A 25,164-nucleotide genomic window follows, 5' to 3' on the forward strand; every position below is an offset into this window, starting at 1 on the left:
GTTATAAATTCTTCAAAGCTATTTTTATCATTTGCTCTACCGTTAAATCCTGCGTTGCATTTTTAACGGCATGGTCTAGTGCCTTCTCTGCCACCTGCTTGCCAAATCCAAGCATGATCAAAGCAGATAACGCTTCATCTTTAATTGTATTATGTTGAGGCATAGAAATTAACGAATCTGTACCTTCTTTCTTCAGTTTGTCTTGCAGTTCGAGCACGATGCGCTGTGCAGATTTTGCGCCAATGCCCTTGATGCGCTGGATGAGGGCCACATCAGCCTGTATAATGGCATTTTGGATTTCAACCGGCGTAATAGACGACAGCATCATCCGGCAGGTGGTAGGGCCAATGCCCGAAACCGAGATCAGGTGCAAAAAAAGGCGCCTTTCGCCTTCGTCGGCAAAACCGTACAAGGTATGGGCATCTTCCTTAACATGTAGCCAGGTGTAAATCTTGCAGCGCTCTGTTTGCGGCAGGGCCGAATAGGTATTGAGCGAAATATTGATGTGATAGCCTACACCTCCGGCTTCAACCACCACATAAGTTGGGCATTTAAAAGCCAATTTACCATCAATATAATCGTACATGAGCGTTTACTTTTTAGCTATTCTGTTTAATATTCCCCTTCTCTTTACCGGATTAGCATCTTCTTCCTTGGCCTGGACATCGAGTACCGCAATGGTAATCATATTTACAATTTCCCTTACCGAACTGCCCAGCTGCACAATGTGCACCGGCTTTTTAAGGCCCAGCAAAATTGGTCCAACGGCTTCGGCCCCGCCCAACTCCTGTAAGAGCTTATAGGCAATATTGCCCGACTCCAAGTTAGGAAAAACCAATGTATTTGCGGGTGCATCTGCTAATCTACTAAAAGGAAAATTATCTTTTAGCATAGCGTTGTTAATTGCAAAGTTACCTTGCATATCGCCATCTACAATGATTTGGGGGTGTTTTTCGTGTAATATTTTTACTGCTTTACGCACTTTTTCAGGCACTTCGCCTTCATTTGACCCAAAATTGGAGTACGAAAGCAAGGCAATGCGAGGCTGGATATTGAATTTGCCCACCGATTTTTCGAGCAGCAGGGTCAAATCTACCAGTTCTTCAACCGTTGGATCTACGTTAACCGTGGTATCGCCGAAGAATACTGGCCCTTTTTCGGTCATCATCATGTACATACCAGCCACGCGGTTTACGCCAGCTTCGGTACCAATTACCTGCAAAGCGGGCTTAATGGTTGATACATAGTTTTTGGTCAAGCCTGAAATCATGGCATCGGCTTCGCCAAACTCGACCATCGATGCGCCAAAATAGTTCCTATCGCGCATGAACTTATTGGCCTCGAACAAGGTAACTCCCCTGCGCTGGCGTTTTTGGTAGAGCGATTCGGCATATTTTTTCATTCTTTCAGGCTCCAGAGCCGGATCTACGATCTGTACGCCTTCCAAATCGAGGGCATTTTCTTCAATAATCTGCTGGATTACTTCTTTGTTGCCCAACAAAATAGGAATGGCAATATTATCGTCTCTTACAATTTGCGCGGCCTTTAAAATCTTGTAGTTATCGGCTTCGGCAAACACCACACGTTTTGGCGCCTGCTTGGCCTTGTTGGTAATGGCACGCATAATCGAATCGTCCATGCCCAGGCGGCGTTTCAGCTCTTCAGCATAAGCATCCCAATCGGTAATGGTTTTGCGGGCCACACCACTGTCGATAGCGGCCTTTGCCACCGCCATAGACACATTGGTCATTAAACGGAAATCCATTGGCTTAGGGATGATATAATCTTTGCCAAACTTGATGTTTTTGGCATTGTAGGCCATGTTTACAGCTTCTGGCACCGATTTTTTGGCCAAATCGGCAATAGCGCGAACCGCCGCGATCTTCATTTCCTCGTTAATGCTGGTCGACCTTACGTCTAATGCGCCCCTAAAAATATAAGGAAAGCCCAGTACGTTGTTTACCTGGTTGGGGTAGTCTGAGCGGCCGGTAGCCATAATCAGATCTTTGCGCGAGCTGATAGCCAAATCGTAGGCAATTTCGGGATTGGGATTGGCCATGGCAAAAACAATCGGGTTTTTGGCCATCGACTTCAACATGTCTGCAGTTACGCAATCTGCCGAAGAAAGCCCGATAAACACATCCGAATCTTTCATCGATTCGGCCAAGGTATTGAGGTTTCTGCTGGTAGCAAATTCTTGTTTGATCGGATCGAGATTGGCGCGGTCATTACGAATGACGCCGCTCCTGTCGCACATCACTATATTTTCTTTTTTGGCGCCTAATGCCACATATAAACGCGAACAAGAAATGGCTGCGGCGCCGGCGCCGTTTACCACGATTTTAATCTTGTCCATTTTTTTCTTTTGCAGTTCGCAAGCATTGAGCAAGGCGGCCGCCGAAATAATAGCGGTACCGTGCTGGTCGTCGTGCATCACCGGAATGTTCATTTCTTCTTTTAGCCTGCGCTCAATTTCAAAGCATTCTGGCGCTTTGATATCTTCGAGGTTTATGCCACCAAAAGTTGGCTCTAATGCCTTTACGATTTTCACAAAGTCGTCGACATTCTTGGTATCAAGCTCAAGGTCGAATACATCGATATCAGCAAAAATCTTGAACAACAAGCCTTTGCCTTCCATCACGGGCTTACCCGCTTCGGGGCCAATATCGCCAAGGCCCAACACCGCAGTACCGTTGCTAATTACGGCTACCAGATTGCCTTTGGCTGTATATTTATAAACGTCTTCTTTGTGATCAGCTATTTTCAAACAAGGCTCTGCTACGCCCGGCGAATAAGCCAAGGTCAAGTCTCTTTGCGATGAATAAGGTTTGGTAGGTACGACCTGGATCTTGCCCGGCCGGCCTTGGGAATGGTAATCTAAAGCGTCTTGTTTTCTGTTCGTTTTGCTCATACAGTACAGTTTGGTAACGGTCAAAGTTACAATTATTTTGTCCTAATGTAACTGTTTTTTAATTGTTATCACACGTACGTACAGCGAATTATACTACAGTTCTCCGCGCTCAAAAAGTATCGAAACAGGTATTTTTACGGAGAGATTTAGGCAAAAATACCAGGTAATCGGACTCTGAAATGAGGCCCCGAACTAGCTTTTAATCTTCAGCACCATACCCGGTTGCAAGACTGCTTTTTTAAGGCCATTTGTTTTTTTGATCTGGGCCACGTTTACGCCGTCAAATTTTTCGGCAATGCCCGACAAGGTATCGCCAGCCTTTACTTTATAGTTAATGAAGCTCGCTTTGGCCGCAGGCTTGGCCTGTTCGAGGGCGGATCCGTAAATCCTTAGCTTTTGGCCCGGAACAATCGTACTGCTGGGCAACTTGTTCCAAACCTTAAGATCCTGCACTTCTACGCCGTACAAATTGGCAATAGCGCCCAAGTTCTCGCCGGGTTTAACTTTATGGTAATTAGATTTGGCCACTGCCTTTTGTACCGGTGCTTTCTTGCGAAGCTCCCGCACGTCGTCTGTGGAGGCCAAAACCACCTCACGATCCATTTCGATATCGTTATTTAAAACCTCGTAAATTTTGGCAAAGCTTTCTTGTTCTACCTTAGGCATGATGATGCGCTTAGGCAATTCTGCGGTTCCGTTAACGATTTTTTTCTTGTACGAAGGGTTTAGTCCAACCAAGGTTTCTTCTTCGTAGTTCATAGCCTTTGCCAAATCGGCCAGGGCTACAAAATGGCTCACATGAACGGTATCTGTTTTAAGCGTAATTGGCGAGGTCTGCATGGCAATATTATGCGTATTGGCATAGTTCATTACATACACCGTGGCAATAAAAGCCGGCACATAATCTCTGGTTTCTTTGGGCAGGAAAGGCCTGATGGCCCAAAAGTCTCGCGAACCTGCCTTATCAATGGCCCGAGTTACATTGCCTTTGCCACAATTATAGGCCGCAATGGCCAGCAGCCAATCGCCCAATTCTTCGTAGGCATCCCTGAAATAGGCCGCCGCGGCATAACTGGCCTGGATTGGATCCTTGCGCTCGTCTACAAAATTGTCCATGTTTAAGCCGTAAGCTTTGGCAGTGCCGAACATAAACTGCCAAAGGCCTGTGGCACCCACCCTTGAAATGGCATGCGGACTCATAGACGATTCGATAATGGGCAGGTATTTAATTTCGGCCGGAATGTTGTAGGCTTTTAGCGCTTTTTCGAAGATGGGGAAATAGTAGTTAGACAGCCCGAGCATTTTGCCCATCATGTCTTTTCGCCGACTGTAGATGTCGATAAAGTTCTGTACATATTCGTTATAGCTTAATGGAACCGTTTTTTGAATCGAATCCAAACGCAGCTTATAAACCAGGTTCTGGTTATAAAACAGGGGCTTGTCTATGAAAGGTACGGCAACGGTATCGTGGGGCAAATTAGTCGTAACGGCCTTGAACAAGGAATCGTTTTGGTTATTTCTGATCGGATTTTGGGCTGTTGCATTGAAAAATGCCACTAAACTTAACGCAAATAGTACGATTTTTTTCATCAGCTTATTATTTGGTTTTAAATGACGGAAACTTCCGCAAGGAAATCCGGCATCAATTTTATTCGGTTTGCCCATGAATGCCATGAGCATGGCCTATCCAATACCGCCGAAACGGCTAGTCCTAATTTTTATTTAAAAAGCTATGCGACAGGGAAAGTAGCTCCTGCTCGTTAAAATGTTTGGTCATTAACTGAACACTTAACGGCAAACCCGCCTGGTTATTGCCCAAAGGCAAGGCAACTGCCGGAATACCAGCCAGTGAAGCCAGCACGGTGTAAATATCGGCCATGTACATGACCAAGGGATCTTGGCTATGTTCGCCCATTTTAAAGGCCGGTGTAGGCGTAACCGGGCTCAACAAGAAATCGTAGGTCTTTAACAGTTCTTCTATCTTTTCCCTAATTAAGCGACGTACCTGCTGTGCCTTTTGGTAATAGGCATCATAGTAACCAGCGCTAAGCACAAAAGTGCCCAACATGATCCTGCGTTTCACTTCTTCACCAAAACCTTCAGCTCTCGACAGCTTGTAAAGGCTGTTCAGGCTTTCGGCATCGGTATTGCGATGGCCATAATGGACACCATCAAAGCGCGAAAGATTAGAAGAGGCTTCGGCAGTGGTTAAAATATAATAGGTTGGCACCAGGTAATCGAGCAGGTTAAACGATACGTACTCAATTTCGTGGCCCAGGCTTTTGAATTGCTCCAAACTGGCGAGTATGGCCTGTTTTATTTCGGGATCAAGGGCTTCGTTATCAATGGTTTCCCGCAACACGGCAATTTTTTTGGGGGCCAGTGGCCTTAAATGCTGCGCATATTGAGGCACTGCAAGCGTGGCTACGGTGCTGTCTTCTTCATCGGCGCCTGCCAATACTTCGAGCAACAAAGCGGCATCGCTAACCGAACTGGTTAAGGTACCTACCTGATCGAAGGAAGAGGCATAGGCAATTACGCCATAGCGAGAAATTCGTCCATAAGTTGGCTTAAACCCGATGTTGCCACAGAAGGCTGCCGGTTGACGAACCGAACCGCCAGTATCGGTACCCAGAGCTGCCAGGCACATATCGGCTTGTACGGCTACCGCCGACCCGCCCGAGGAACCGCCCGATACCCTTGCCTCATCGGCTGCGTTTTTTACCGCACCGAAATAAGAAGTTTCGTTAGAGCCGCCCATGGCAAATTCGTCGCAGTTCAAGCGGCCAATAATGATGGCATCTTCCTGCAACAGGCGTTTTACTACCGTTGATGAATAAGGAGAAATGAAGCCTTCGAGCATTTTAGAAGAGGCAGTGACTTCATGACCGGCATAGCAGATATTGTCTTTGATGCCAATAACCATGCCCGCCAGTTTGCCTGCCGTTCCGTTAGCTAGCTTTTGCTGTACCGTGTCAGCTTGCTGCGTGGCAGAATCAAAAAACACCTCATTAAACGCATTGAGGTGTTTATGAATGCTTATCTGCTCGAAATAATAGGCCAATAATTCCTGTAAATCAAGCTCTTTTTGGTCGAGCTTTGCACGTATCTCGGCTAGTGAAGCAAATTTCTTCAAGACTTGGATTTAAAAGAATTAGGTAGCGTAAATTAAATTAGTTTTTTTCGTCTCTGTTAGTTGGGTTGCCGCCCGAATCTAACCCGTCTTTACCGTCTTTAAATTCTTTTACGCCTCTTCCCAAACCGCGCATCAATTCAGGGATTTTCTTGCCTCCAAAAAGCAACAAAAGAGCAGCGATAATCAAAAGGATCTCTGGTGTGCCTAAGCCGGCAAGAATTGTTGGTTGTACCATGATTTTTTTATATTAAGTTTTTTAAGTCTGATTTTATGGCCTATGAGTAGGTTTCCTTATCCTTGTGGGGTTCGGTTGCCGTTGGCTCATTGGCTGGGGCTTCGCTTGTTTCTGCAGTGGCCTCTTCTGTTGGATGGTGGCGCGCCGCATTTTTCTCAATCTCTGCCTCTTCGTTCAATTCCTTGTCTATATCTACGGCATTTATGTTCCGATGGATTTCACGCTTGACACCTTCCGACGCATCTTTAAACTCTCTGATACCTTTTCCGAGGCCTCTTGCCAATTCAGGCAATTTTTTACCTCCAAATAACAAAAGTATGGCCACCATAATGATGGCAATCTCGCCGCCCCCCATGTTTAGGAACTCTAATAACACCCCTGAATACATCTTTAATCAATTTTTATACAAATATAGACAAATATTAGTTCTTAAAGGTTTAACGCGCAATCCAACCTTCCGGATTTTGTGCCTTATCGCCTTTCCTTACCTGAAATTCGAGCTCTCCTACACCATTGCTATCACCCACTACACCTATAACTTGCTTGGTTGTTACGGTTTCGCCTTTGGATACGCTAACGCTTTTGAGGTTAGAATAAACCGTAAAATATTCGCCATGATTGATCAGGATAAAGTAACGTCCCTGGAAAGGGCTGATCGATGTAACCTTGCCATTAAAAACTGCGCGCACAGCAGTGCCTTCTGCCGTGTTGTAAGTTACGCCATCGCTATTTGCCGTAGCCTGGTCAACTTTATAGGAACCAAAGCGCTGCACAATATAACCCGTAGCTACCGGCGCAGGCAAACTACCCCTATTATTTTCAAAAGCGGCAGATAATTTGGCAGCTTCTGGAGTTGCTCTCAACATTTCGCTGGTTGTTGCCGACTTAGGTTTTGCCGGAGCAGCCGGTGCCGGTCTGTTTTCGGCCTTGGCTTTCGCTGCGGCAATCCGCTCTCTTTCCCTTTCCTCTTCCTCGGCTTTTTTCTTGGCGGCGGCAATCTCTCTGTTAATGGCTGCCCTGATTTCCCTGCTTATGGCTTCCTGTTGCTGCCTTTTCTTCTGGATGTCTTGCTTATACTGTTTTTCCTGTTTGCTCAATTGGTTAAGCACTACGGTTTGCTCTATCTTCTTTTTGTCGAGTTTCGATTTTTCGCTTACCTGTTCTTTAAGCAGGCTGTTTTTGTTCTTTAAGTCTTTGTCGAGTACCACAATCTGATTGCTCAGGTCTTTTTCGGTTCCTTGTATATAGGCGGCCTGTTTTTTACGGTACTGACCAAACTGCTGCAGGTATTTGATGCGCTTGTAGGCTTGGTTGAAGTCGCTGGCCGCAAAAACAAACATCATCTTATCGTACGAGTTGCGGTTGCGCTGCGCAAAGCGGATCATATTGGCATACTCCTTTTTCAAATCGCTCAAGCGGTTTTGCAGGTTATGCACCTTACCCGTATTTTCGGTAATCTGCTGGTCCAGATTTTTCATCTCCGAATTAATGGTAGAGATTTTATCCTGCATTAAACGTACCTGGGCCTTGATCGTGTTGATCTCGGTCAGCGTTAGTTTCTTGCCACTAGCGGTTTTATTCAGGTTTTTTTCGGCTAATTCTATCTGCCTCTGCAGGGCTTCTTTTTTTTTGATCAGCTCTTTGCTCGATTGTGCAAAACCGGTTGAACATAGGCCCGTTAACAGCAGGGAAAGGAGTAACTTGTTTAACTTCATTGCACCAAAAATATAAAAATTTAGTTGATAACCTTAAAATTTTTAGGGACGTTGAAAGGGAACTCTACCGGCACATCGCTCTCTATCTTAGTGAATTCGATCTCAATATTGATCTTTTTCTCGCCCGACATCGTATTGATTTTAACGCTTGATGGGAACAGTGCATTGTTTACCGGTGTATATTTTCCATAGCTTACCTTGAGGGCTTGGGCAGCCTTGGCATCGTTCAACGTAACTTCTGATGGTTTGAGCAAGGTGTTAAAGAGCGTACGATAGGCCAGGTCGCCACTGTTGCCACTCAGCACCCATACACCGTTTTCCTGAACCAGATTGGCATCCATGTTCATAAACTCGGGAATGGTATTGCCGGCAAATATGGCCTGTAACAAGCCAAAACTGATCTGCTTGTTGGTAAAGTTGTAGATATAGCTGAACGGCTTTTGGGTATAGGTTTTTTCCAGCTTATTGAGCAAGAGCAAACTATCTGGCGTAATTACCGCCCTGGCAACTTCAACAATGCCACCGGCTGCCGTAATGATTGCCCAGATCTTTTGGTCTTTCTGTATCCGGAGATTGATAGTTACGTTATTCTCCTCGCCATTAATGTCAAGCTTTGCCTTGCCTTTTAAGGCCAGGGTATTAAAAGAAAGGTCTTTTCCCTTAAGCAGGTTAAGGTTGTCCTGCTTTTTATCGGGTTGGGCGGGTTGCTCCTGACTAACCGGAGGTGTGGCCACAATAATCTTTTTGGTCTTGCAGCCCGTCGCAAAAACCACCAATGCCAATAATAGGCTACTTAATATATTTCTTTTCATTGATTTTCTTGTTTAGTTTATCGGAATCATTTCCTGCCTGCTTGGCCTTTTGCCACTGCTCCAGCGCGGCGGTTGTTTCTCCTTTCAGAAAAAGGATATCGCCGTAGTGCTCTAGGTAAACAGGATTTGAAGCCTCATTGTTTTGCAATGCCTTTTCGATCCAGTTAAGCGCCTGTTCGTACTTGCCCTGTTTAAGCAGTACCATGGCATAAGTATCGGCGATGGATGCATTTTGCGGGAGTGCCGCCGCCGCCTTGGCCGCCAGTTGTTCGGCTTTTGTTAAATTCTGATTTCTTAACGCCAAATAATAGGCATAATTGCTCAAGGTCAAATAATTGGCCGGATCAAGCGAAATGGCCTTATCGAAAGCTGCATCGGCCTCCTTGAGCTTGGCCTGATCTATAAAAACCTCGGCCTGCAGGGCAAAAATCATGGCCTTTAAGCTATTGTCGTCGGCATCTAGCTGCAAAGCCGATTTGATTTCCAGTGCGGCTTCGGCATTTTGCCCGTTTCTATGCAATGCAAAGGCCTTGTAATAATATAAAATGGCCTGATTGGGATAAATGGCCAAGGCATCATCGCCGGTTTTAATGGCTTCTGTGTATTGGCCCAGTAAAGTTTGGATGCTCAATACCTTTTCCCAGGCCATATACAGCTGATCTGACAGCTTTAAAGCGGCCATGTACTGCGCTTTGGCCTGATTGAGGCTGCCTTGCTGGTAATATACATCGCCATAGAGCAGGAGGAGCTTTGGCTCGTTAGGATGCGCCTTTAAAGCCGTTTGAGCCAAAACCGTAGCATCTTTAGCTATACTCGGATTGCTAAATTTGGCCAACATGGCACTGATAATCTTGGTTTTATTGGCCACGGGCATCGCCGGATTTGCAAATGCACTCTTTAAGGCTTCTACAGCCAGTTCGTTGTTCTTTTGCGATTGATAAACATCGGCCAAGGCCAGGCCTATTTCGTAATTATCGGGTTCTAGTGCCTTGGCTTTTTGCAAGAGCGCCAGCGCCTCGGCCTGTTTGTTCTTTTCTAAAAGGATGCCGCTTAAATAGAGGTAGTTTTTGACATCGGCAGGGCCCTCGCTAATCATCTTGTTCAGGGCTTCGTCGGTTGCCGGGGTTTTGCCCTGCACGGCAATGCGCTGCTTGGCTAGGGCCAGCTCTTTTGACGAGCCAAATTTCTTTTCTACGGCATCGTAGGCCTTCTGGGCTTCTTCGGTTTTGCCGGCAATGGCCAATGCACTGGCCTTGTCGAAATAATATTCTTCGGTTTCTGGAGCGAGCTTTACCAATTGTTCGAGCACCGGTATCAAAGCTTCCATGTTGCCGTTGCGCTTGTAAATCTCCGATTGCAGTTTCAGATACCAAACGTTTCCGGGGTTAAGGGCGATGGCTTTTTTAATGGCCACTTCTGCATCCAACAACTTGTTCTGACGCAGATTAAGCGAAGCCAATTCAAAATAAGCCGCATGGTTTTTGGCGTCCATGGCCACCACCTTGTTAAAGCTAACGTTGGCATTGGCATAATTTTCGGCCATTTTTTCTTTCAACCCCGCAAAAAACAGTTCCTTAACGGCATTGTTCTCTCTCGAAGGAAGCGTTACAGGTTCTTGCGCCTTCGTAAGGGCGCAACAGAGAAAAACCAATACCCAAACAAGTTTAAATTTCATACCAATTTAGTTTTGAATGCGTGGATTTTGAATGATCGAGTGGGTTTAACCTTTCCATTCTGGCCTTCAAAATTCCTTCATTCAATCATTAATTATTTTCCCGTATGGCCATAGCCTCCTGCCCCACGTTGGGTATCACCCAGTTCGGTAGCCAGTTGCCAACTAACGGTTTCATGTTGGGCTACTACCATTTGGGCAATCCGCTCGCCATCATTCACCACAAAATCAGTGTCAGACAGGTTAACCAGCAACACCTTGATTTCTCCACGGTAATCGGCATCAATGGTTCCCGGCGAATTGACAATGCCTATGCCGTGCTTAAAGGCCAGTCCGCTTCTGGGCCTGATCTGCGCTTCGTAGCCTACCGGCAACTCGATGTGTAAACCCGTTGGAATTAAAATACGCTGCAAAGGTTTAATCGTAATGGCTTCATTAATGAAAGCCCTTAAGTCCATACCCGCGGCATGTTCGGTTTCGTAAGCCGGCAAAGGATGGGTTGAGTGGTTGATGATCTTGATGTTTAACATGGGCTAGCCTTTTTTTAAGATTTTCATTAAGCCGTCTTTCTCTACATAATAAATACCTGCAATAAAAACGACGAGCATGGCATTGCCGATATAAATATTGCGGTGAAAGATGAAAAACGAGGAGAATACAATGGCGGTAGAAATTACCAAATAAGCCAAAATCTTTTTCAGGTTATAAGGTATCGGATAATATTTCTGTCCCAATACATACGATAAAACCATCATCACAAAATAGGCCAGCATGCTGGTCCACGCCGAGCCCATGTAGCTGAACCTCGGGATCAACACAAAGTTGAGTACGATGGTGATGACGGCACCAGCTACCGAAATGTACAGGCCAAAACGGGTTTGGTCTGAAAGACGGTACCACACCGAAAGGTTCATGTAAATGCCCAGGCAAACATAGCCCAGCAACAGGTAAGGTACCGCAGGCAAGCCTACCCAAAACTCGGCAATGTGCTTTTCGTCTCGACTGATGAAATATTTAAGGATTTCGATATTGGCAATCAGTGCCACAAAAATAATGGCCAAAGCAATTACAAAGTACTGCAAAATGGTGGCATAGGTATTCTTGGCGTCTTTGTGCTTGGCATGACTGAAAAAGAAAGGCTCGGCGCCCAGCCTAAAGGCCGTAATAAAGATGCTCAGAAAGATAGCAATTTTGCATACGGCTCCATAAATACCCACTTCGCCGTTGGCAATCGCAGGGGGCAACAGTTTGTTCAACACAATCTTATCCAAGTTCTCATTAACAATGAAAGAAAGATTGGCCACTAAAATTGGCCAGCTGTAGGAAAACATGGCCGCAAACAATTTTTTATCGAACCTAAGCTGCAATTGCAAAAATTGGGGAATCAGGTAAATAAAGGTTACGATACTGGCAATAAGGTTGGCAATAAACACATAGCCCACCCAATGGTGCCTGTACCATGTAGCCAGCCAATCGGCACCTAACCAATGGTGCTTAATAATTGCCGGAACGCCATAGATAAAAAACAGGTTAAACCCTACAAAACAGCCGATATTGAGAAATTTGGCTACGCTGTAGCGAACGGCCATTTCGTCGGCACGCAGTTTGGCAAAGGGGATAACGCTGATGGCATCAATGAACAAGATCCACAGGAAAAAATTAACATACTGCTTATAATCGGGTATTTCGCTGGGCTTATTGGCTAGGTAGCCGGCAATCTGTTCGTTAAACACGATACCGGTTAACAGAAACAAGGTAGAAACAAAGGCAATACAAAGGAACGAATTGTTGTATACCTCCTGTTTCTTGTCTTCAAACTTGTTGAGGTATCTGAAATAGGTGCTTTCCATACCAAAGGCCAAAATGGCATTGATGATGGAAGCATTGGCATAGATGTTCGTAAAAATTCCATACACACCCTTGGGATAAACCCTGGTGTAAATTGGGGTAAGGATAAAGTTGAACAGCCTGGAAAGGACCGTACTTATGCCATAAACAGCGGTTTGACCAATAAATTTTTTATATACAGACAATGTAATTTAGATTTTAGATTGACGATTTTAGATTGACGATTTTAGATTTTGGATTTCAGATTAGGCTCGAACTTTTTGCAATCGTAAACCGTCAAGCTAAATCGTTAATCAGTTTTACCACAACAGATTCTTTTTGATAACTTCAAAGTTGCGATAATTTTTAATTTCTCCATCGGCTACTTCTACATTTTCTACTACCGATTTTTCGGGGCCTTCCTTGCACCAATCTAAAAAGAGCCCCAGTATGGTTTCACTGGCTTCGGCTTCGATGTAAACGCTCCCGTCTTTTTGGTTCTTTACCCAACCCTTTACGCCCATTTGGTCGGCTACGGCTTTGGTACTTGCCCTAAAGAAAACACCTTGTACTTTACCTGTAACTTTTATATTGATATGTTTCATTTCGTTATTAGTTGGTTGGTTCGTTGTTGGTTGGTTAGTAAGTAATAACTATAAACTGGGTTAAAAATTCATTTCTAGCAATCTTTTTTTCTCTAGCAAAAACTCTTCCCAAACTTCGTTTAGTATTTGTGCTGCAGGCTTAATTTCATCCAGCATAGCCGAAACCTGCCCAATTTCTAGCTCTCCCTGTTCCATATCGCCCTCAAACATGCCCAATTTTGCCCTGGCCCTACCCAAGAGCGCGGCCAACTGTTCGGTGCTGGCACCATCGGCCTCGGCTTGTCCAACCGCAGCCGCAAATTCATTCTGGAGCAGGCGTACCGGCACCAGTTTTTTCAGCCTCAATTTGGTATCGCCCTCGGCCGCATGGATAATTTTTGCTTTAAAGTTGGGATGGCCCGACGATTCTTTGGCTACGGCAAAAGCCGATCCTATTTGAACCCCAGCCGCGCCTAAGGCCATGGCCGCCAACATGGCGCGTCCGCTGCCTATACCCCCGGCAGCAATTACCGGAATTTTTACGGCCTTGGCAATCATCGGGATAAGGCACATGGTGGTAGTTTCTTCGCGCCCGTTGTGCCCGCCGGCCTCAAAACCCTCGGCCACAATGGCATCAACACCTTCAGCTTCTGCCTTGAGCGCAAACTTGGTATTGGCAATAACATGGACTACCGTAATTTGATTCGATTTTAAAAAAGATGTCCAGGTGGCAGGATTACCTGCCGAGGTAAATACAATTTTTACGCCCTCTTCTACCAAAATATCCATAATTTCCTGAATATTGGGATAAAGCAAAGGTACATTTACCCCAAATGGATGTTCGGTAGCCACCTTACATTTTCGGATATGCTCGCGAAGAACTTCCGGATACATAGACCCGGCGCCTATAATACCCAATCCACCAGCATTCGAAACCGCCGAAGCCAGCCTCCAGCCGCTGCACCAGATCATTCCGGCCTGTATGATGGGATATTTGATGTTGAATAGTTTGCAGATGGGGTTCATGTTTGATTTACTTTATTTAAGTACTTCCGGATTTACAATATGTGTTGGCCTGCCTTTGCTATAGTTGACCACGTTTTCGAAGGCTTTGCCAAAATACAGTTCGTAGCTGTTTTGCTCTACATAGCCCAAATGTGGGGTACACACTACATTGGGAAGCGTTAACAATTCAAAATTAGCATTTTTAACGGGTTCGTTTTCATAAACGTCGATACCGGCAAAACCAGATCGGCCGGCTTTTAGGCATTTGAGCAGCGCGCCACTTGCTAGCAGTTCGGCCCTCGCGGTATTGATCAGTACGGCGGTAGGCTTCATCAGGGCCAGGTCGCTTGCTTTCACGATGGCCATAGTCTGTTCATTGAGACGCAGGTGCAAGGTAACCACATCGGCTTCGCTAAAAAAAACGGCTTTACTAGGAGCGGCTTCGAAGCCATCGGCTATGGCATTGGCCCGCGACTGTTCGCTTCCCCAAACCAAAACCATGGCGCCAAAAGCCTTGGCGTAATTGGCTACCAGCTTGCCTATTTTGCCATAGCCCCATATACCAATGGTTTTTCCATAAACACTGGTGCCCATGTTGGTTTGCCAGTTTCCGGCTTTCATCGCGGCAATGGCATTGGGCAGCTGTCTCAGGGTATTCATCAGAAGGAGCCAGGTTAGTTCGGCAGGGGCTACCGGCGAGCCCACGCCTTCGGCCACGGCCACGTTATAGCTGTTGCAGGCTTCCAGATCCAAGTGTCCGGCTATTTTACCTGTCTGACTAATCAGCTTCAGGTTGGGCAGCTGTTTAAGCAAAGCAGCCGTAATGGTTGTCCGCTCTCTGATCAGCACCAATGCTTCTACATCCCGCAACTTGGTGGCAAGCAAAGTCGGATCTTTTTCGGTATCGTTCAGGATTTGTACTTCGTGGCCACCCAGCAATTCGAAACAAGCCAAGGTTTTAACTACATCCTGATAATCGTCTAATATGGCTATCTTCATGGTCTATCTCATTAAAATAAACGTTGAACCTGGTCGCTTTCCAGCTTAAAATCGGCCGAGAGCTGCACCAGGTTCAGGCCTGGCTTTTTGCCAACTTTGAGGCTTCCAAAAGTTGAGTCGATATTTAAAAACATGGCGCCATTTAAAGTTGCCCATTGCAACAAATCGGTTAAAGGGATTTGCAAACGGTCTTGCAGGGTTTTCATTTCGGCCAAAATATTAAGCTGATGGTTGCTGGCCAAGCTATCGGTACCCAAAGTTAAAGCTATTTGCTGCTCTTTAAATATTGCTACGTTGGGCAAGCAGTTTTCGATGTACAGGTTGGCATTAGGGCAAAGGCACCAATACAAATTAGCATGTGCTTGTTCGGCAAATTGCACATCTTCCAGCTCGCTCATGGTATTATGCACCAACAGCGTATTTAACGTTTGGTTGAGCTGAGGCAAATGGTAGCGGATTGCATTCTGGCCCGAGGCCTGTGCTTCGTGTGGAGGAATGCCTACACTAGCAAAAAAATCGGCCAATTTACCTGTTCCCTTGCTAAAAAGTTCGTTTTCGCCAGCCGTTTCCTGGTTGTGAATGCTCAAGATATCATCTTCGGTATGGTTCTTTTTAATTTCGGCAAACAGACTTGAAGAAACCGAATATGGCGCATGGGGCACCACAGAAGCCTTGAGAGGCAAGAAATCGGCCTTTAGTTTTAGGCCAGCTTCTATTACCGGTGCAGCTGGTCTGCTGAAGCCAAAAACTTCAACAAAGGTATGGTAATAGATTTTGCTTTGCAGTTTAATAGGTTTCGAATCCAGTTGATTGGAAATATCGCCGACGGCAACAATGCCATTGGCATACATGGCTTCATCGGCTTTTTGCATAGCCTCGATTATTTCGTCTTCGGGCTGTGCACGCAAGGCCAAAATCTGTCTGATGAACTGGGGCAGGCCGGTATGTTCGTCGATTTTCTTGAACAGGTGCGAGAGCTCCAAATGGCAATGGGTGTTAACCAAACCCGGAATAATGGCTCCTTTATACTTAACAATGCCTTCAAGCTTCATTTCTTGAGCTTGTTCGGGCGTGAGCACGGCGGTAATGGTTCCATCGACATCAAGGCCAATTACACCATTTTGGACAGGAGCTGTTTCAACTGGAAAAATCCAGTCGGCCGAAATGTAATGTTGCATGCCACAAATTAAGCGCATTCTGTTCGAAACCTAAGAAGTTTATCTGTTTTTTGACGACAAAATCAGCAAGTTGTAGAGAAACGCTACAACAGCAAACCTCATCAATAAATTTATTATACTGATTATCAGTTAATTGAAAATAATTTTTCTTTTGGCACCATTATGCGCTATAGCTCAGTATAATTATTTATTTCAAAACCCTAATTTAAAAATACAGTTATGAAAAAATTATTTTTAGCCGCTACGTTAGCATTCGCAGGATTTTCGGCAGCACAAGCAAGTGAAGCAAAATCAAAATCAAACCCAATCGAAATCGTTACTACCGTTCAAGACAGCGTAACCAAAACGCCGGTAAAATTGGAAGATTTGCCAGAAGGCATAAAAACTACTTTGGCTTCTGAGCCTTACAAAGCCTGGACAGCTACTGCTGCTTTCTTGGTCAAAGACGAAAAAGCCAAAAAAGAGTGGTACCAAATCGATGTGAAGAAAGAACAAGAAACCGGTTCTATCAAACTTGACAAAGACGGTAAACCTGTTGAATAGCTAAAAAATCAACAGCATAATTGAATAGCAGAAAACACAATTATACTTTAACAAAGGCCAGATTTATCTGGCTTTTGTTATTTTTGTATCATGTCAAAATTCCTGATTGTTGAAGACGACTCCACTTTTGCGCAAATTATTGAAGGCTTCTTAATCAAAAGTGGTTTCGAGGTCTTATTGGCATCAAATACCAAACAGGCGTACAAACTAATTGGCGAACAGGATTTCGAGCTGTTGCTGGTCGATTATCGCCTGCCCGACGGCACCGGGCTCGACGTGCTCAAATATACCCGCGAAAAAGGCATTGCCACCCCTACCATCATAATGACCAGCTTTAACGATGTGCGTACTGCCGTAAAATCGATACAGCTGGGTGCATTCGACTACATTACCAAACCGGTAAACCCTGACGAGTTGCTGATGGTTATCAAAAACTCGCTGGCCAAAGATGAAGCAGAACCTGTGGCCACAGACGATAACTTTATTAAAGGCAAAAGCGAAGTAGCCGAAAAACTGCATCAGCACATTGCCCTGGTAGCTCCAACTGATATGTCGGTGATTATACAGGGCGAAAGCGGCACCGGCAAAGAACATATTGCCAAAACCCTGCACCTGCAGAGCAAGCGCAGCACCAAGCCTTTTGTCGCCATCGATTGTGGCACCTTATCGAAAGATTTGGCCGGCAGCGAGCTTTTTGGCCATACAAAAGGTGCATTTACCGGTGCACTGAACGATAAAAAAGGACAATTCGAGGCCGCTAATGGGGGTACTTTGTTTTTAGACGAAGTGGGCAACCTGAGCTACGAAGTGCAGGTAAAGCTACTCAGGGCCCTACAAGAGCGTATTATTCAGCCTATTGGCAGTACAAAAGCCATCCCTGTAGATGTGAGGATCATTGCCGCCACCAACGACGATTTGGCCAACAGCATCCAGCAAGGCGAATTTAGGGAAGACCTTTACCACCGCCTAAACGAGTTTAAGATACAATTGCCTGCCTTGCGAGATCGAGGCAAGGATTTGGAACTGTTTATCAACCACTTTATTACGCTAAGCAACAAGGAACTGAGCCGGAACGTACAGGCTATTGAACCCGATGCCAAACAATTGTTGCTGGATTACGATTGGCCAGGCAATTTGCGCGAGCTCAAAAACGTGATCAAAAGAATGGTGCTTTTAAGCCCTGGTCAAACGGCCGGAATGGCAAGCCTGCCCGACGAAATGAAAATGGCCGTAAGCCAGCTGTCGAAAAACAGCAGCACCGACCTCAAAGCCGTAAACGAGCAAAACGAGAAACAGCTCATTACCGAAACCTTACAAAAAGTAAGGTTCAATAAATCAAAGGCGGCCAAGCTGCTTAATATTGACAGGAAAACGCTTTACAGCAAAATGGAACGCTACGGCATCGAATAATCTATTTCATCGATCATTACCAGCAACTGATTTAGCTCTTCAATAAGGCTATTGACCTGATTCTTTATCTTCTCATCAACTTGCGGGCTTTCTGCTATTACAAGCTCCAGCTTTCTGAACTTTGCCGCCAGCGCGGCAGCCCCAACCTGCGCAGTACGTCCGGCCAAACGGTGTACAATAAGTCGGCAATTGGCTTTGTCGTCTTTTTCGATGCTTTCTTTAAGCATTGCGCTATCCTGCTGGCAATCGGCCTGAAACTGGTTCAGTATCCTTTGCAGCAATTGTTGATCGCCCAAAGTCATCTTTTCAATGGTGCTCACATCAAACGCTACCTGTTCTTCAATCACCATCATTCTTTCGAAAATAGACAAGAGGTCTTCTGTTTTAAAAGGCTTTGTAATCAACCCATTAAATCCTTCGGCTAAAATAGCCTGCTGTTCGTCGGGCAGTACCTGCGCCGTAATGGCGTAAAACTTAACATGCGAAGGCATTTTATGCTTCAGGATGCGGTGCAGTTCCAAGCCTGACATTTCTGGCAGGCGCATATCAATGAGCACATAATTTACATCGCTGTGTTCGGCATTGAGTATGGCTTGTGCCGTGTTAAAGGTTTGATAAGGGATATCGTGTTTTTCGAAAATCAATGCGCAGAGCTCTAAAATCAATTGGTCATCGTCTATCATCCATACTTTGCCGGTATTGACAATGGGGTTTTGGCCAATGGCTTCCAGTTCGTTTTCGGGTTTTTCGGCATGCCGATATTTCAGGTGGAAAGTGAAGGTAGTACCCTTCTCTTTTTGGCTCTTCACGTTAATGTGGCCACCCTGGCTTTCTACCAAAGATTTGACAATGGCCAAGCCCAAACCCGTTCCGGTTTGGTTATGGATGTATTTTTCGTTGCTTTCTAGCTGTTCAAACTCATTAAAGATCCGTTGGATGTGTGCTTCGTCAAAACCAATGCCCGTGTCTTTGATCACAAAGTTGAAATGCACAAAATCGCCATGTCTTTTTAGCGATAGGTCGAAGTTAATTTGGCCTTCTACCGTAAATTTAATGGCGTTGCCCAACAGGTTGAACAAAATCTGCTTCAATCTAAAAGCATCGCCCAAGGCATACTGTACGCCATCCAAGTCAAAGGCTGCAACCAAGCCAACCTGCTTCTGCTCGGCCAATGGGCGCATAACCTCTACCACTTCGTCAAGCACCTTGCCTACGTTAAACACCTGTTGGCTAAAAGTAAACTCGCCCGAAATGATACGGTTGTAATCGAGCACCTCATTTACAATCTGCAATAAATGCATTGCCGATTGGTAAATGGCATCCACATTTTTTTGGTTCGGCTTATCCTGTTGTGCAATCAGTTCGGCATAGCCTAAAATAGACTGCAGGGGCGTTCTGATTTCGTGGCTCATGTTAGAAAGGAAGCGCTGCTTGGCCTTGCTGTGGTATTCGGCCTCGTCTTTGGCGGTTTCGAGGTCCTTCCGGTAGCGGTTAATGCTGGCAATATCTGTTAGGATGAGGTACACCAGCACAATGGTCAGGAAGAAAAAACCGATCAGCAAAGCCGTAATCTGCCCTGCGCCTTTATTCACGACGGCTTTGGCCTGGTTGTTTTTCAGGTCTACCTGCGCTACCGCATCTGCCTCTACCTCTTTCAGGATATTGAGCATTTGGGTGGTAATCAGCGTACTGGCCGTAGCCAAATCGGCTTCCCTTTTCAAAAACCTGGCGCTTTTTTCTTTCTGCTCGGTTTCAATGGTTCTTAAAATGGTGTCGATGTGGTTGGCAATGCTATCTTCTACCTGCGTATTTAAGGTATCGCGCTTGATCTTAAATTCTTCGTTGATGATTTTATAGACTTCTGATTTCTTCTTGCCAAACAGCTTGCTTAAAAATCCCCTCGATTTTTTCTCCTCTTCGGGCGCTACAATGGTAGTCGAAGTAGACGTTTCGGTAGTCAGCAGCGCACTATCGCGTTGTTGGCCGCGCTGGGCAATCAGATCGCTCAGCTTGCTTACTTCTTCTGAAAACGATTTGGTATTGACCAGGGTTTCGCGTACTTGCATGTACATCACAAACTGCTGGTCTTTATCATCAAGCAATCTTTTAATAGACCTGATGCGGCGCAATTGGGCCTTGTCTTTGGCATAGAGCTTAGCCAAGCTATCTAAATTACCACGCGAAGCGCGCGATTCCCTGATAAATTCGGCGCTCTTTCCCTTGTTGTTGATAGCCTGGTCGCGTTGCAACTGGTCGAGTTTTGAAATGCTGTGCGACAACTGGTTTACCATTTTGAGGCGCTCGTTCGGTGCCGAAATCTCTTCAACGGTGCGCAGCATCTTCTTAAAGGCAAACCTGCTGATGGCCCAAGCTGTTAAAAGCGCAAAACAAGCCAATAAGAAGCCTATCACCACTTTGCTCTTTGCTACCGTAAAAAAACGCCTTTTGATATTGGTCTGCATTAAAATTGTTTCACGCTAAATAACCCTTAGTTAACGCAACGGTTTAGAAAATGTAGTTGCGTTTAAATTTCGGTTTCGTTTCTAACCGATTATCTGTAGTTTTATCACAGCTATTTTCAGGCCAAAATGAACAGAATAGACAGACTTTTTGGAATATTAATCTTATTGCAGTCAAGAAAATACGTAACTGCCGAAAAAATTGCCGACCAGTTCGACATCAGTATACGTACAGTTTACCGCGATATGCGGGCGCTTGGCGAACAGGGCGTTCCCATTAGTTTTGAGCCCCATAAAGGCTACTTTATTGTACAGGGTTATTTTTTGCCACCAATTTCGTTTAATTCTGACGAGGCCAATGCGTTATTGCTGATGGAACGCTTCTTAACGGGCTTTGGCGATAAATCTATTGCGCACCATTACACGACGGCACTCAACAAGGTAAAAGGCGTGTTGCGCAGCAGCCAAAAGGAAAAGCTCGAAAACCTGAACGAAAACATTAGGCTGCAGCTGCCCGAAAGGCTGAAAAACGATACCGAATACCTTTCGGTACTCCAAAACGCCATCAGCGCCAAATGCATTGTAGAAATAGATTATAAAAACAAGAAAAGCGAAGCCAGCAAAAGAGAGGTTGAGCCAATAGGCCTGATCTTTTATGCATTTAGCTGGCATTTGATAGCCTGGTGCCACCTGCGCAACGAATATCGCGATTTCAAGGTTATCAATATCGTATCGGTTAAATGCACCGAAACCCCCTTCCGCAAAAGTGAGCACATGGCCCTGAACGACTACATGAAGATATTGCCAGTGGATTATTAAGGTATCATCATGCCTGACCTCGATTCCTGCATCTCATCAAATCGTTTTTTATGCTTTCGTTGATTTTGAAGCGCAGTTTGAAGCCTTGATTCTTTGGTCCATTTCTCATCAAGGAGAAAGGACTAGCCTGCCGGCTAGGTGGCGAAAAACAAAATGCTGCTAAAATTTTTCATCCCGAATTTCGCACTGCCATAGGGTTGTCAGTAAGCGTTCGTTACTTTGTTTAAACAAATAGCAAAACGATGAACATGATTGAACTTTTATTGACAGAATTGGCGCAAGAAGCCCAAACAACCCGTAAAATGCTGGCTTTGGTACCTGCCGACAAATTGGATTGGGCGCCACACGAAAAAAGCATGAAAATGAAAGACCTGAGCGTCCACATAGCCGAGTTGCCAACCTGGGTAACCCTGGCTTTAAAAACCGACGGCCTGGATTTTGCCACAGAGCCCTACAATCCAACCTCAGTAAGCAATGCCACCGAGTTGCTTGCCCTCTTCGAAAAAAGCTACGAAGATGGTCGTTCGAGCCTCAGCCAAGCAACAGACAAAGACCTGAGCGGCACTTGGGTTTTGCGCAACGCCGATCAGATTTATGCCACCATGACCAAGTACGAAACCATCAGACATGCCTATAGTCAAACCATTCACCACAGGGCACAGCTAGGCGTTTACCTGCGTTTGTTAAACATTCCAATTCCAGGAAGCTATGGCCCCAGTGCAGATGACCCAAGCTTTTAAATCCTGTACCTTGACAACCTTTTTGGCTACTTTGGCCCTAAGGGTTGTCAAAGTTTGGCTTGGCATTGTTTTAAACGTTGCCCGAAGCCTGATTTATTCTGAGGTTGGCCACCCGCGACTTGATTGATGGTATTTCAGCCCTAAAAATCCACAGTATACTGGTTTTGCATCAAAGATTTGATCGGCAAAACTCAGTATTGTTGCTGTTTATCGGATTAGAATTGGTTACTTTGTAAGATATTTCATAATCTTTACCCCATGTCTGATTCTACAACACGATTAAACAAATACATTAGCGAAAGCGGTTTATGCTCAAGAAGAGCGGCCGACAGGTACATTGAACTTGGCCAGGTTTTTATTAACGGACGCAAAGCTAAGGTAGGCGACAAAGTGTTTTTTGGCGATGTGGTAAGTGTAAATGGCCAAACCATTGAGCCGCAACAGGCAGAAAACACCATTCTTTTGGCTTATAACAAGCCTGTAGGCATTACCAGCACCACCGAAGCGAAGATCAAAGACAACATTGTAGATCATGTAAACCACAGCGAGCGGGTATTCCCGATTGGCCGGTTGGACAAAGACTCGCAAGGTCTTATCTTTTTAACCAACAATGGCGACCTGGTTAACAAAATACTTCGTGCAGGCAATAACCACGAAAAAGAATATGTGGTTACCGTAAACAAACCCCTTACCGATCAGTTTATTGAAGGCATGGGCAAGGGTGTACCGGTTTTGGGCGTGATGACCAAAAAGTGCAAGGTAACCAAAGAAGCAGCCAATGTTTTCAGAATCGTGCTTGTACAAGGCCTCAACAGGCAAATCCGTCGCATGTGCGAGCATTTTGGCTATGAGGTAACGAAACTGGAGCGCGTTCGGATCATGAACATCACCTTAAAGGGCATTCCGGTCGGCGATTGGCGCGAGCTTACGCCAGAAGAGTTGGCGCAAATTACTAAACAATTGGCCAAGTCGAGTTCTGAGAAACCTGCAACCCCTAAAAAAGAAAACCAAAGATCGGCCGCTCCAAAGACCGAAAAACCCGCACAGCGCTTTGGCAAAGAGAAAACCCCAGCCGCAAAAGGCAAGGCCAAAGCCAATGGTGGCCCAAGCAAATCAAATACCACAGGAAGCGACTGGTTTAAATCTGGACCCAACAGAAGGCCTACCCGACCAGGCAAAGGCAAATCGGGCGCACCCGCAGCCAAAACCCGCAGCCCCAAAAGATAATTTAATACCGATGTCAAAAAGTTCAGGTTTGGGCGTCATTTTATCAACGAACCCATTGCTAACGAACTAATATGAGTATCTTTGCACCGTAACATGCTTAGCACGAAGAAAATAGATATCCGTTCGCTTGATTTGGCGCAATTGCAGCAGCACTTTGCCGAAATGAAAGAGCCCGCCTACCGAGCAAAACAGGTTTACCAATGGCTTTGGGAAAAATCGGCACGTAGCTTTGACGAAATGAGCAACCTGTCTAAAGACCTGCGTAAAAAGCTTTCAGACAATTATACCATTAACGTAGTCGAGATCAACAGCGCACAGTTTAGCAACGACCATACCATCAAAAACGCCTTCCGTTTGTACGATGGTAACATTGTAGAAGGCGTACTGATTCCTACCGACGAAAGGATGACAGCCTGCGTAAGCTCGCAAGTGGGCTGCAGCCTCACCTGCAAGTTTTGTGCAACCGGCTATATGGACCGCAAACGTAACCTTAACGCCGACGAAATTTACGATCAGGTGGTGCTGATTGACCAACAGGCTAAAAAGAACTACAATATTCCCTTAACCAACATCGTATACATGGGCATGGGCGAACCATTGCTTAACTATGCCAACGTATTGAAATCTATTGAACGAATTACCGCTCCCGATGGGCTGAACATGTCGTACAAGCGAATTACCGTTTCTACTGCAGGCATTGCCAAAATGATCAAAAAACTGGGCGATGATGGCGTAAAGTTCAACCTGGCCCTGTCGCTACACGCCGCCAACGATAGCAAGCGACACGAAATCATGCCTATTACCGAACACAATTCGTTAAAGGCATTGGCCGAAGCCTTGAAATACTATTTCTCCAAAACCAAAAATCCGGTTACCTACGAATACATCGTCTTCAATAATTTTAACGACGAAATACAGGATGCCATGGAGCTGGCCAAATTTTGCAAGCACGTGCCTTGCAAGGTAAACCTCATCGAGTACAACCCTATTCAATTTGCCGATTTCATCAATGCCGAAGGCGACAAAATAGATGCTTTTGCCAATTACCTGCGCAGCCAGGGCATCAACACCAACATCAGGAGAAGCCGTGGCAAAGATATCGATGCAGCCTGCGGACAGCTGGCTGTAAAAGAAACGGCTTAAATTTTCGCAAATGTATTCGGCGTATGCCAACAATTGCTTAAATTGTAGGTATGATAGCCATCAAGCGCTTAGCTGAAGATACGATCAACCTGCTCTTCCCATTGCTCTGCAATGCTTGTGGCACGCATTTGCATTATGGCGAAAAAGAAATCTGCAGCCATTGCCTTTACGACCTTCCCTACACCGATTTCCATTTATATCCAGATAACCCGGTAGCAAAACAATTTTGGAGCCGTATACCTTTTAACGCGGCCACGGCGATGCTCTATTTTAAGAAAGGCAACAAAGTGCAACAATTAATGCACGGCCTTAAGTACAAAGGCAAAACCGAAACAGGCAGACTGTTGGGCCATCTTTTAGGCCAAAAACTGCTTCAAAATCCAGCATATGCCGGTATCAGCGCCATTGTGCCTGTACCTTTGCATGCGCGCAAAGAAAAACAAAGGGGCTACAACCAAAGCCTGTTCATTGCCAAGGGCATAGCCGAAGTTTTGGATGTTCCGGTAAAAAATGCTAACTTATTACGCCAAAAGGCCACCAGCAGCCAAACCAAAAAATCGAGATATACCCGGTACGAGAACATGGAATCGGTTTTTGAGGTGAGGCATCCTGAAGAACTAAAAGACGGGCATATTCTTTTGGTCGACGACGTAATTACCACCGGATCAACACTAGAAGCCTGCGGCCAAACGTTATTAAACATTGGTGTTAAAAAATTAAGTATAGCTACCCTTGCTTTTGCAGAATAA

At 45.3% G+C, this 25,164-nt stretch carries 23 protein-coding genes; 7 read left to right on the forward strand and 16 right to left on the reverse strand.

All coding sequences use genetic code 11. The annotated features are described in order from the left end of the window. Position 1 precedes the first annotated feature (1 nt). The 15 genes from ruvA to JHD69_RS06410 form a co-directional block, all read right to left on the reverse strand. On the reverse strand, positions 2–586 hold the full coding sequence (gene ruvA, locus JHD69_RS06340) for a Holliday junction branch migration protein RuvA (RefSeq protein WP_199138454.1): 585 nt from the start codon (positions 584–586) through the stop codon (positions 2–4). Between the two features lie 6 nt (positions 587–592). Further along, positions 593–2,911, reverse strand: a complete 2,319-nt coding sequence (locus tag JHD69_RS06345) for an NADP-dependent malic enzyme (protein WP_199138456.1) — start codon at positions 2,909–2,911, stop codon at positions 593–595. Positions 2,912–3,103: 192 nt separating this feature from the next. Beyond that, positions 3,104–4,501, reverse strand: a complete 1,398-nt coding sequence (locus JHD69_RS06350) for a lytic transglycosylase domain-containing protein (protein WP_199138458.1) — start codon at positions 4,499–4,501, stop codon at positions 3,104–3,106. 121 nt (positions 4,502–4,622) lie between these two features. Further along, positions 4,623–6,047, reverse strand: coding sequence for an Asp-tRNA(Asn)/Glu-tRNA(Gln) amidotransferase subunit GatA (gene gatA, locus JHD69_RS06355; RefSeq protein ID WP_199138460.1), 1,425 nt, complete (start codon positions 6,045–6,047; stop codon positions 4,623–4,625). A gap of 37 nt (positions 6,048–6,084) precedes the next feature. Next, positions 6,085–6,282 carry a Sec-independent protein translocase subunit TatA/TatB gene (locus JHD69_RS06360; protein WP_199138463.1) on the reverse strand — a complete coding sequence of 66 codons (198 nt, stop codon included), beginning with the start codon at positions 6,280–6,282 and terminating at the stop codon, positions 6,085–6,087. A 40-nt stretch (positions 6,283–6,322) separates the two neighbouring features. Continuing rightward, positions 6,323–6,637: a Sec-independent protein translocase subunit TatA/TatB gene (locus JHD69_RS06365; RefSeq protein WP_233165745.1), complete on the reverse strand. Its 315-nt coding sequence runs from the start codon at positions 6,635–6,637 to the stop codon at positions 6,323–6,325. Between the two features lie 82 nt (positions 6,638–6,719). Next, positions 6,720–7,997, reverse strand: coding sequence for a murein hydrolase activator EnvC family protein (locus JHD69_RS06370; RefSeq protein ID WP_199138468.1), 1,278 nt, complete (start codon positions 7,995–7,997; stop codon positions 6,720–6,722). A 20-nt stretch (positions 7,998–8,017) separates the two neighbouring features. Next, on the reverse strand, positions 8,018–8,809 hold the full coding sequence (locus tag JHD69_RS06375; RefSeq protein ID WP_199138470.1) for a DUF4292 domain-containing protein: 792 nt from the start codon (positions 8,807–8,809) through the stop codon (positions 8,018–8,020). Beyond that, on the reverse strand, positions 8,787–10,484 hold the full coding sequence (locus tag JHD69_RS06380; protein ID WP_199138471.1) for a tetratricopeptide repeat protein: 1,698 nt from the start codon (positions 10,482–10,484) through the stop codon (positions 8,787–8,789). The genes JHD69_RS06375 and JHD69_RS06380 overlap by 23 nt, the downstream gene beginning before the upstream one ends. Positions 10,485–10,576: 92 nt before the next feature. Beyond that, positions 10,577–11,011, reverse strand: a complete 435-nt coding sequence (gene dut, locus JHD69_RS06385; protein ID WP_199138473.1) for a dUTP diphosphatase — start codon at positions 11,009–11,011, stop codon at positions 10,577–10,579. Positions 11,012–11,014: 3 nt separating this feature from the next. Further along, a complete protein-coding gene (locus tag JHD69_RS06390) occupies positions 11,015–12,514 on the reverse strand; it encodes a lipopolysaccharide biosynthesis protein (protein ID WP_199138475.1) in 1,500 nt (499 codons plus the stop codon). A gap of 114 nt (positions 12,515–12,628) precedes the next feature. Next, positions 12,629–12,913, reverse strand: coding sequence for an acylphosphatase (locus tag JHD69_RS06395; RefSeq protein ID WP_199138477.1), 285 nt, complete (start codon positions 12,911–12,913; stop codon positions 12,629–12,631). Positions 12,914–12,973: 60 nt separating this feature from the next. Beyond that, the gene (locus JHD69_RS06400; RefSeq protein WP_199138480.1) at positions 12,974–13,918 is read right to left on the reverse strand and encodes an NAD(P)H-dependent flavin oxidoreductase; all 945 of its coding nucleotides are present in this window, start codon (positions 13,916–13,918) and stop codon (positions 12,974–12,976) included. Between the two features lie 12 nt (positions 13,919–13,930). Then, on the reverse strand, positions 13,931–14,896 hold the full coding sequence (locus tag JHD69_RS06405) for a D-2-hydroxyacid dehydrogenase family protein (RefSeq protein WP_199138482.1): 966 nt from the start codon (positions 14,894–14,896) through the stop codon (positions 13,931–13,933). 11 nt (positions 14,897–14,907) lie between these two features. Then, a complete protein-coding gene (locus tag JHD69_RS06410; RefSeq protein ID WP_199138491.1) occupies positions 14,908–16,074 on the reverse strand; it encodes an amidohydrolase family protein in 1,167 nt (388 codons plus the stop codon). Positions 16,075–16,293: 219 nt separating this feature from the next. On the opposite strand from JHD69_RS06410, the gene JHD69_RS06415 reads away from it, so the two are divergent. Further along, positions 16,294–16,617, forward strand: a complete 324-nt coding sequence (locus JHD69_RS06415) for a hypothetical protein (protein ID WP_199138494.1) — start codon at positions 16,294–16,296, stop codon at positions 16,615–16,617. 90 nt (positions 16,618–16,707) lie between these two features. Further along, positions 16,708–18,027 carry a sigma-54-dependent transcriptional regulator gene (locus JHD69_RS06420; RefSeq protein ID WP_199138496.1) on the forward strand — a complete coding sequence of 440 codons (1,320 nt, stop codon included), beginning with the start codon at positions 16,708–16,710 and terminating at the stop codon, positions 18,025–18,027. Here JHD69_RS06420 and JHD69_RS06425 read toward each other — a convergent pair. Continuing rightward, complete coding sequence (locus JHD69_RS06425; RefSeq protein ID WP_199138498.1) at positions 18,012–20,489, reverse strand: hybrid sensor histidine kinase/response regulator; 2,478 nt, start codon at positions 20,487–20,489, stop codon at positions 18,012–18,014. The two genes, JHD69_RS06420 and JHD69_RS06425, sit on opposite strands and share 16 nt — an antisense overlap. 126 nt (positions 20,490–20,615) lie before the next feature. Here JHD69_RS06425 and JHD69_RS06430 point away from each other — a divergent pair, with 126 nt between their 5' ends. From JHD69_RS06430 to JHD69_RS06450, 5 genes are all read left to right on the forward strand, one after another. Continuing rightward, positions 20,616–21,305 carry a helix-turn-helix transcriptional regulator gene (locus tag JHD69_RS06430; protein ID WP_199138500.1) on the forward strand — a complete coding sequence of 230 codons (690 nt, stop codon included), beginning with the start codon at positions 20,616–20,618 and terminating at the stop codon, positions 21,303–21,305. 248 nt (positions 21,306–21,553) lie between these two features. After that, on the forward strand, positions 21,554–22,045 hold the full coding sequence (locus JHD69_RS06435) for a DinB family protein (RefSeq protein WP_370583456.1): 492 nt from the start codon (positions 21,554–21,556) through the stop codon (positions 22,043–22,045). Positions 22,046–22,303: 258 nt separating this feature from the next. Next, a complete protein-coding gene (gene rluF, locus JHD69_RS06440; protein WP_199138504.1) occupies positions 22,304–23,272 on the forward strand; it encodes a 23S rRNA pseudouridine(2604) synthase RluF in 969 nt (322 codons plus the stop codon). A gap of 93 nt (positions 23,273–23,365) precedes the next feature. After that, a complete protein-coding gene (gene rlmN, locus JHD69_RS06445; protein ID WP_199138506.1) occupies positions 23,366–24,415 on the forward strand; it encodes a 23S rRNA (adenine(2503)-C(2))-methyltransferase RlmN in 1,050 nt (349 codons plus the stop codon). Between the two features lie 50 nt (positions 24,416–24,465). After that, positions 24,466–25,164: a ComF family protein gene (locus JHD69_RS06450; protein ID WP_199138508.1), complete on the forward strand. Its 699-nt coding sequence runs from the start codon at positions 24,466–24,468 to the stop codon at positions 25,162–25,164.

The sequence above is a fragment of the Pedobacter sp. ASV12 genome, from assembly GCF_016429155.1.
Taxonomy (GTDB): Bacteria; Bacteroidota; Bacteroidia; order Sphingobacteriales; family Sphingobacteriaceae; genus Pedobacter.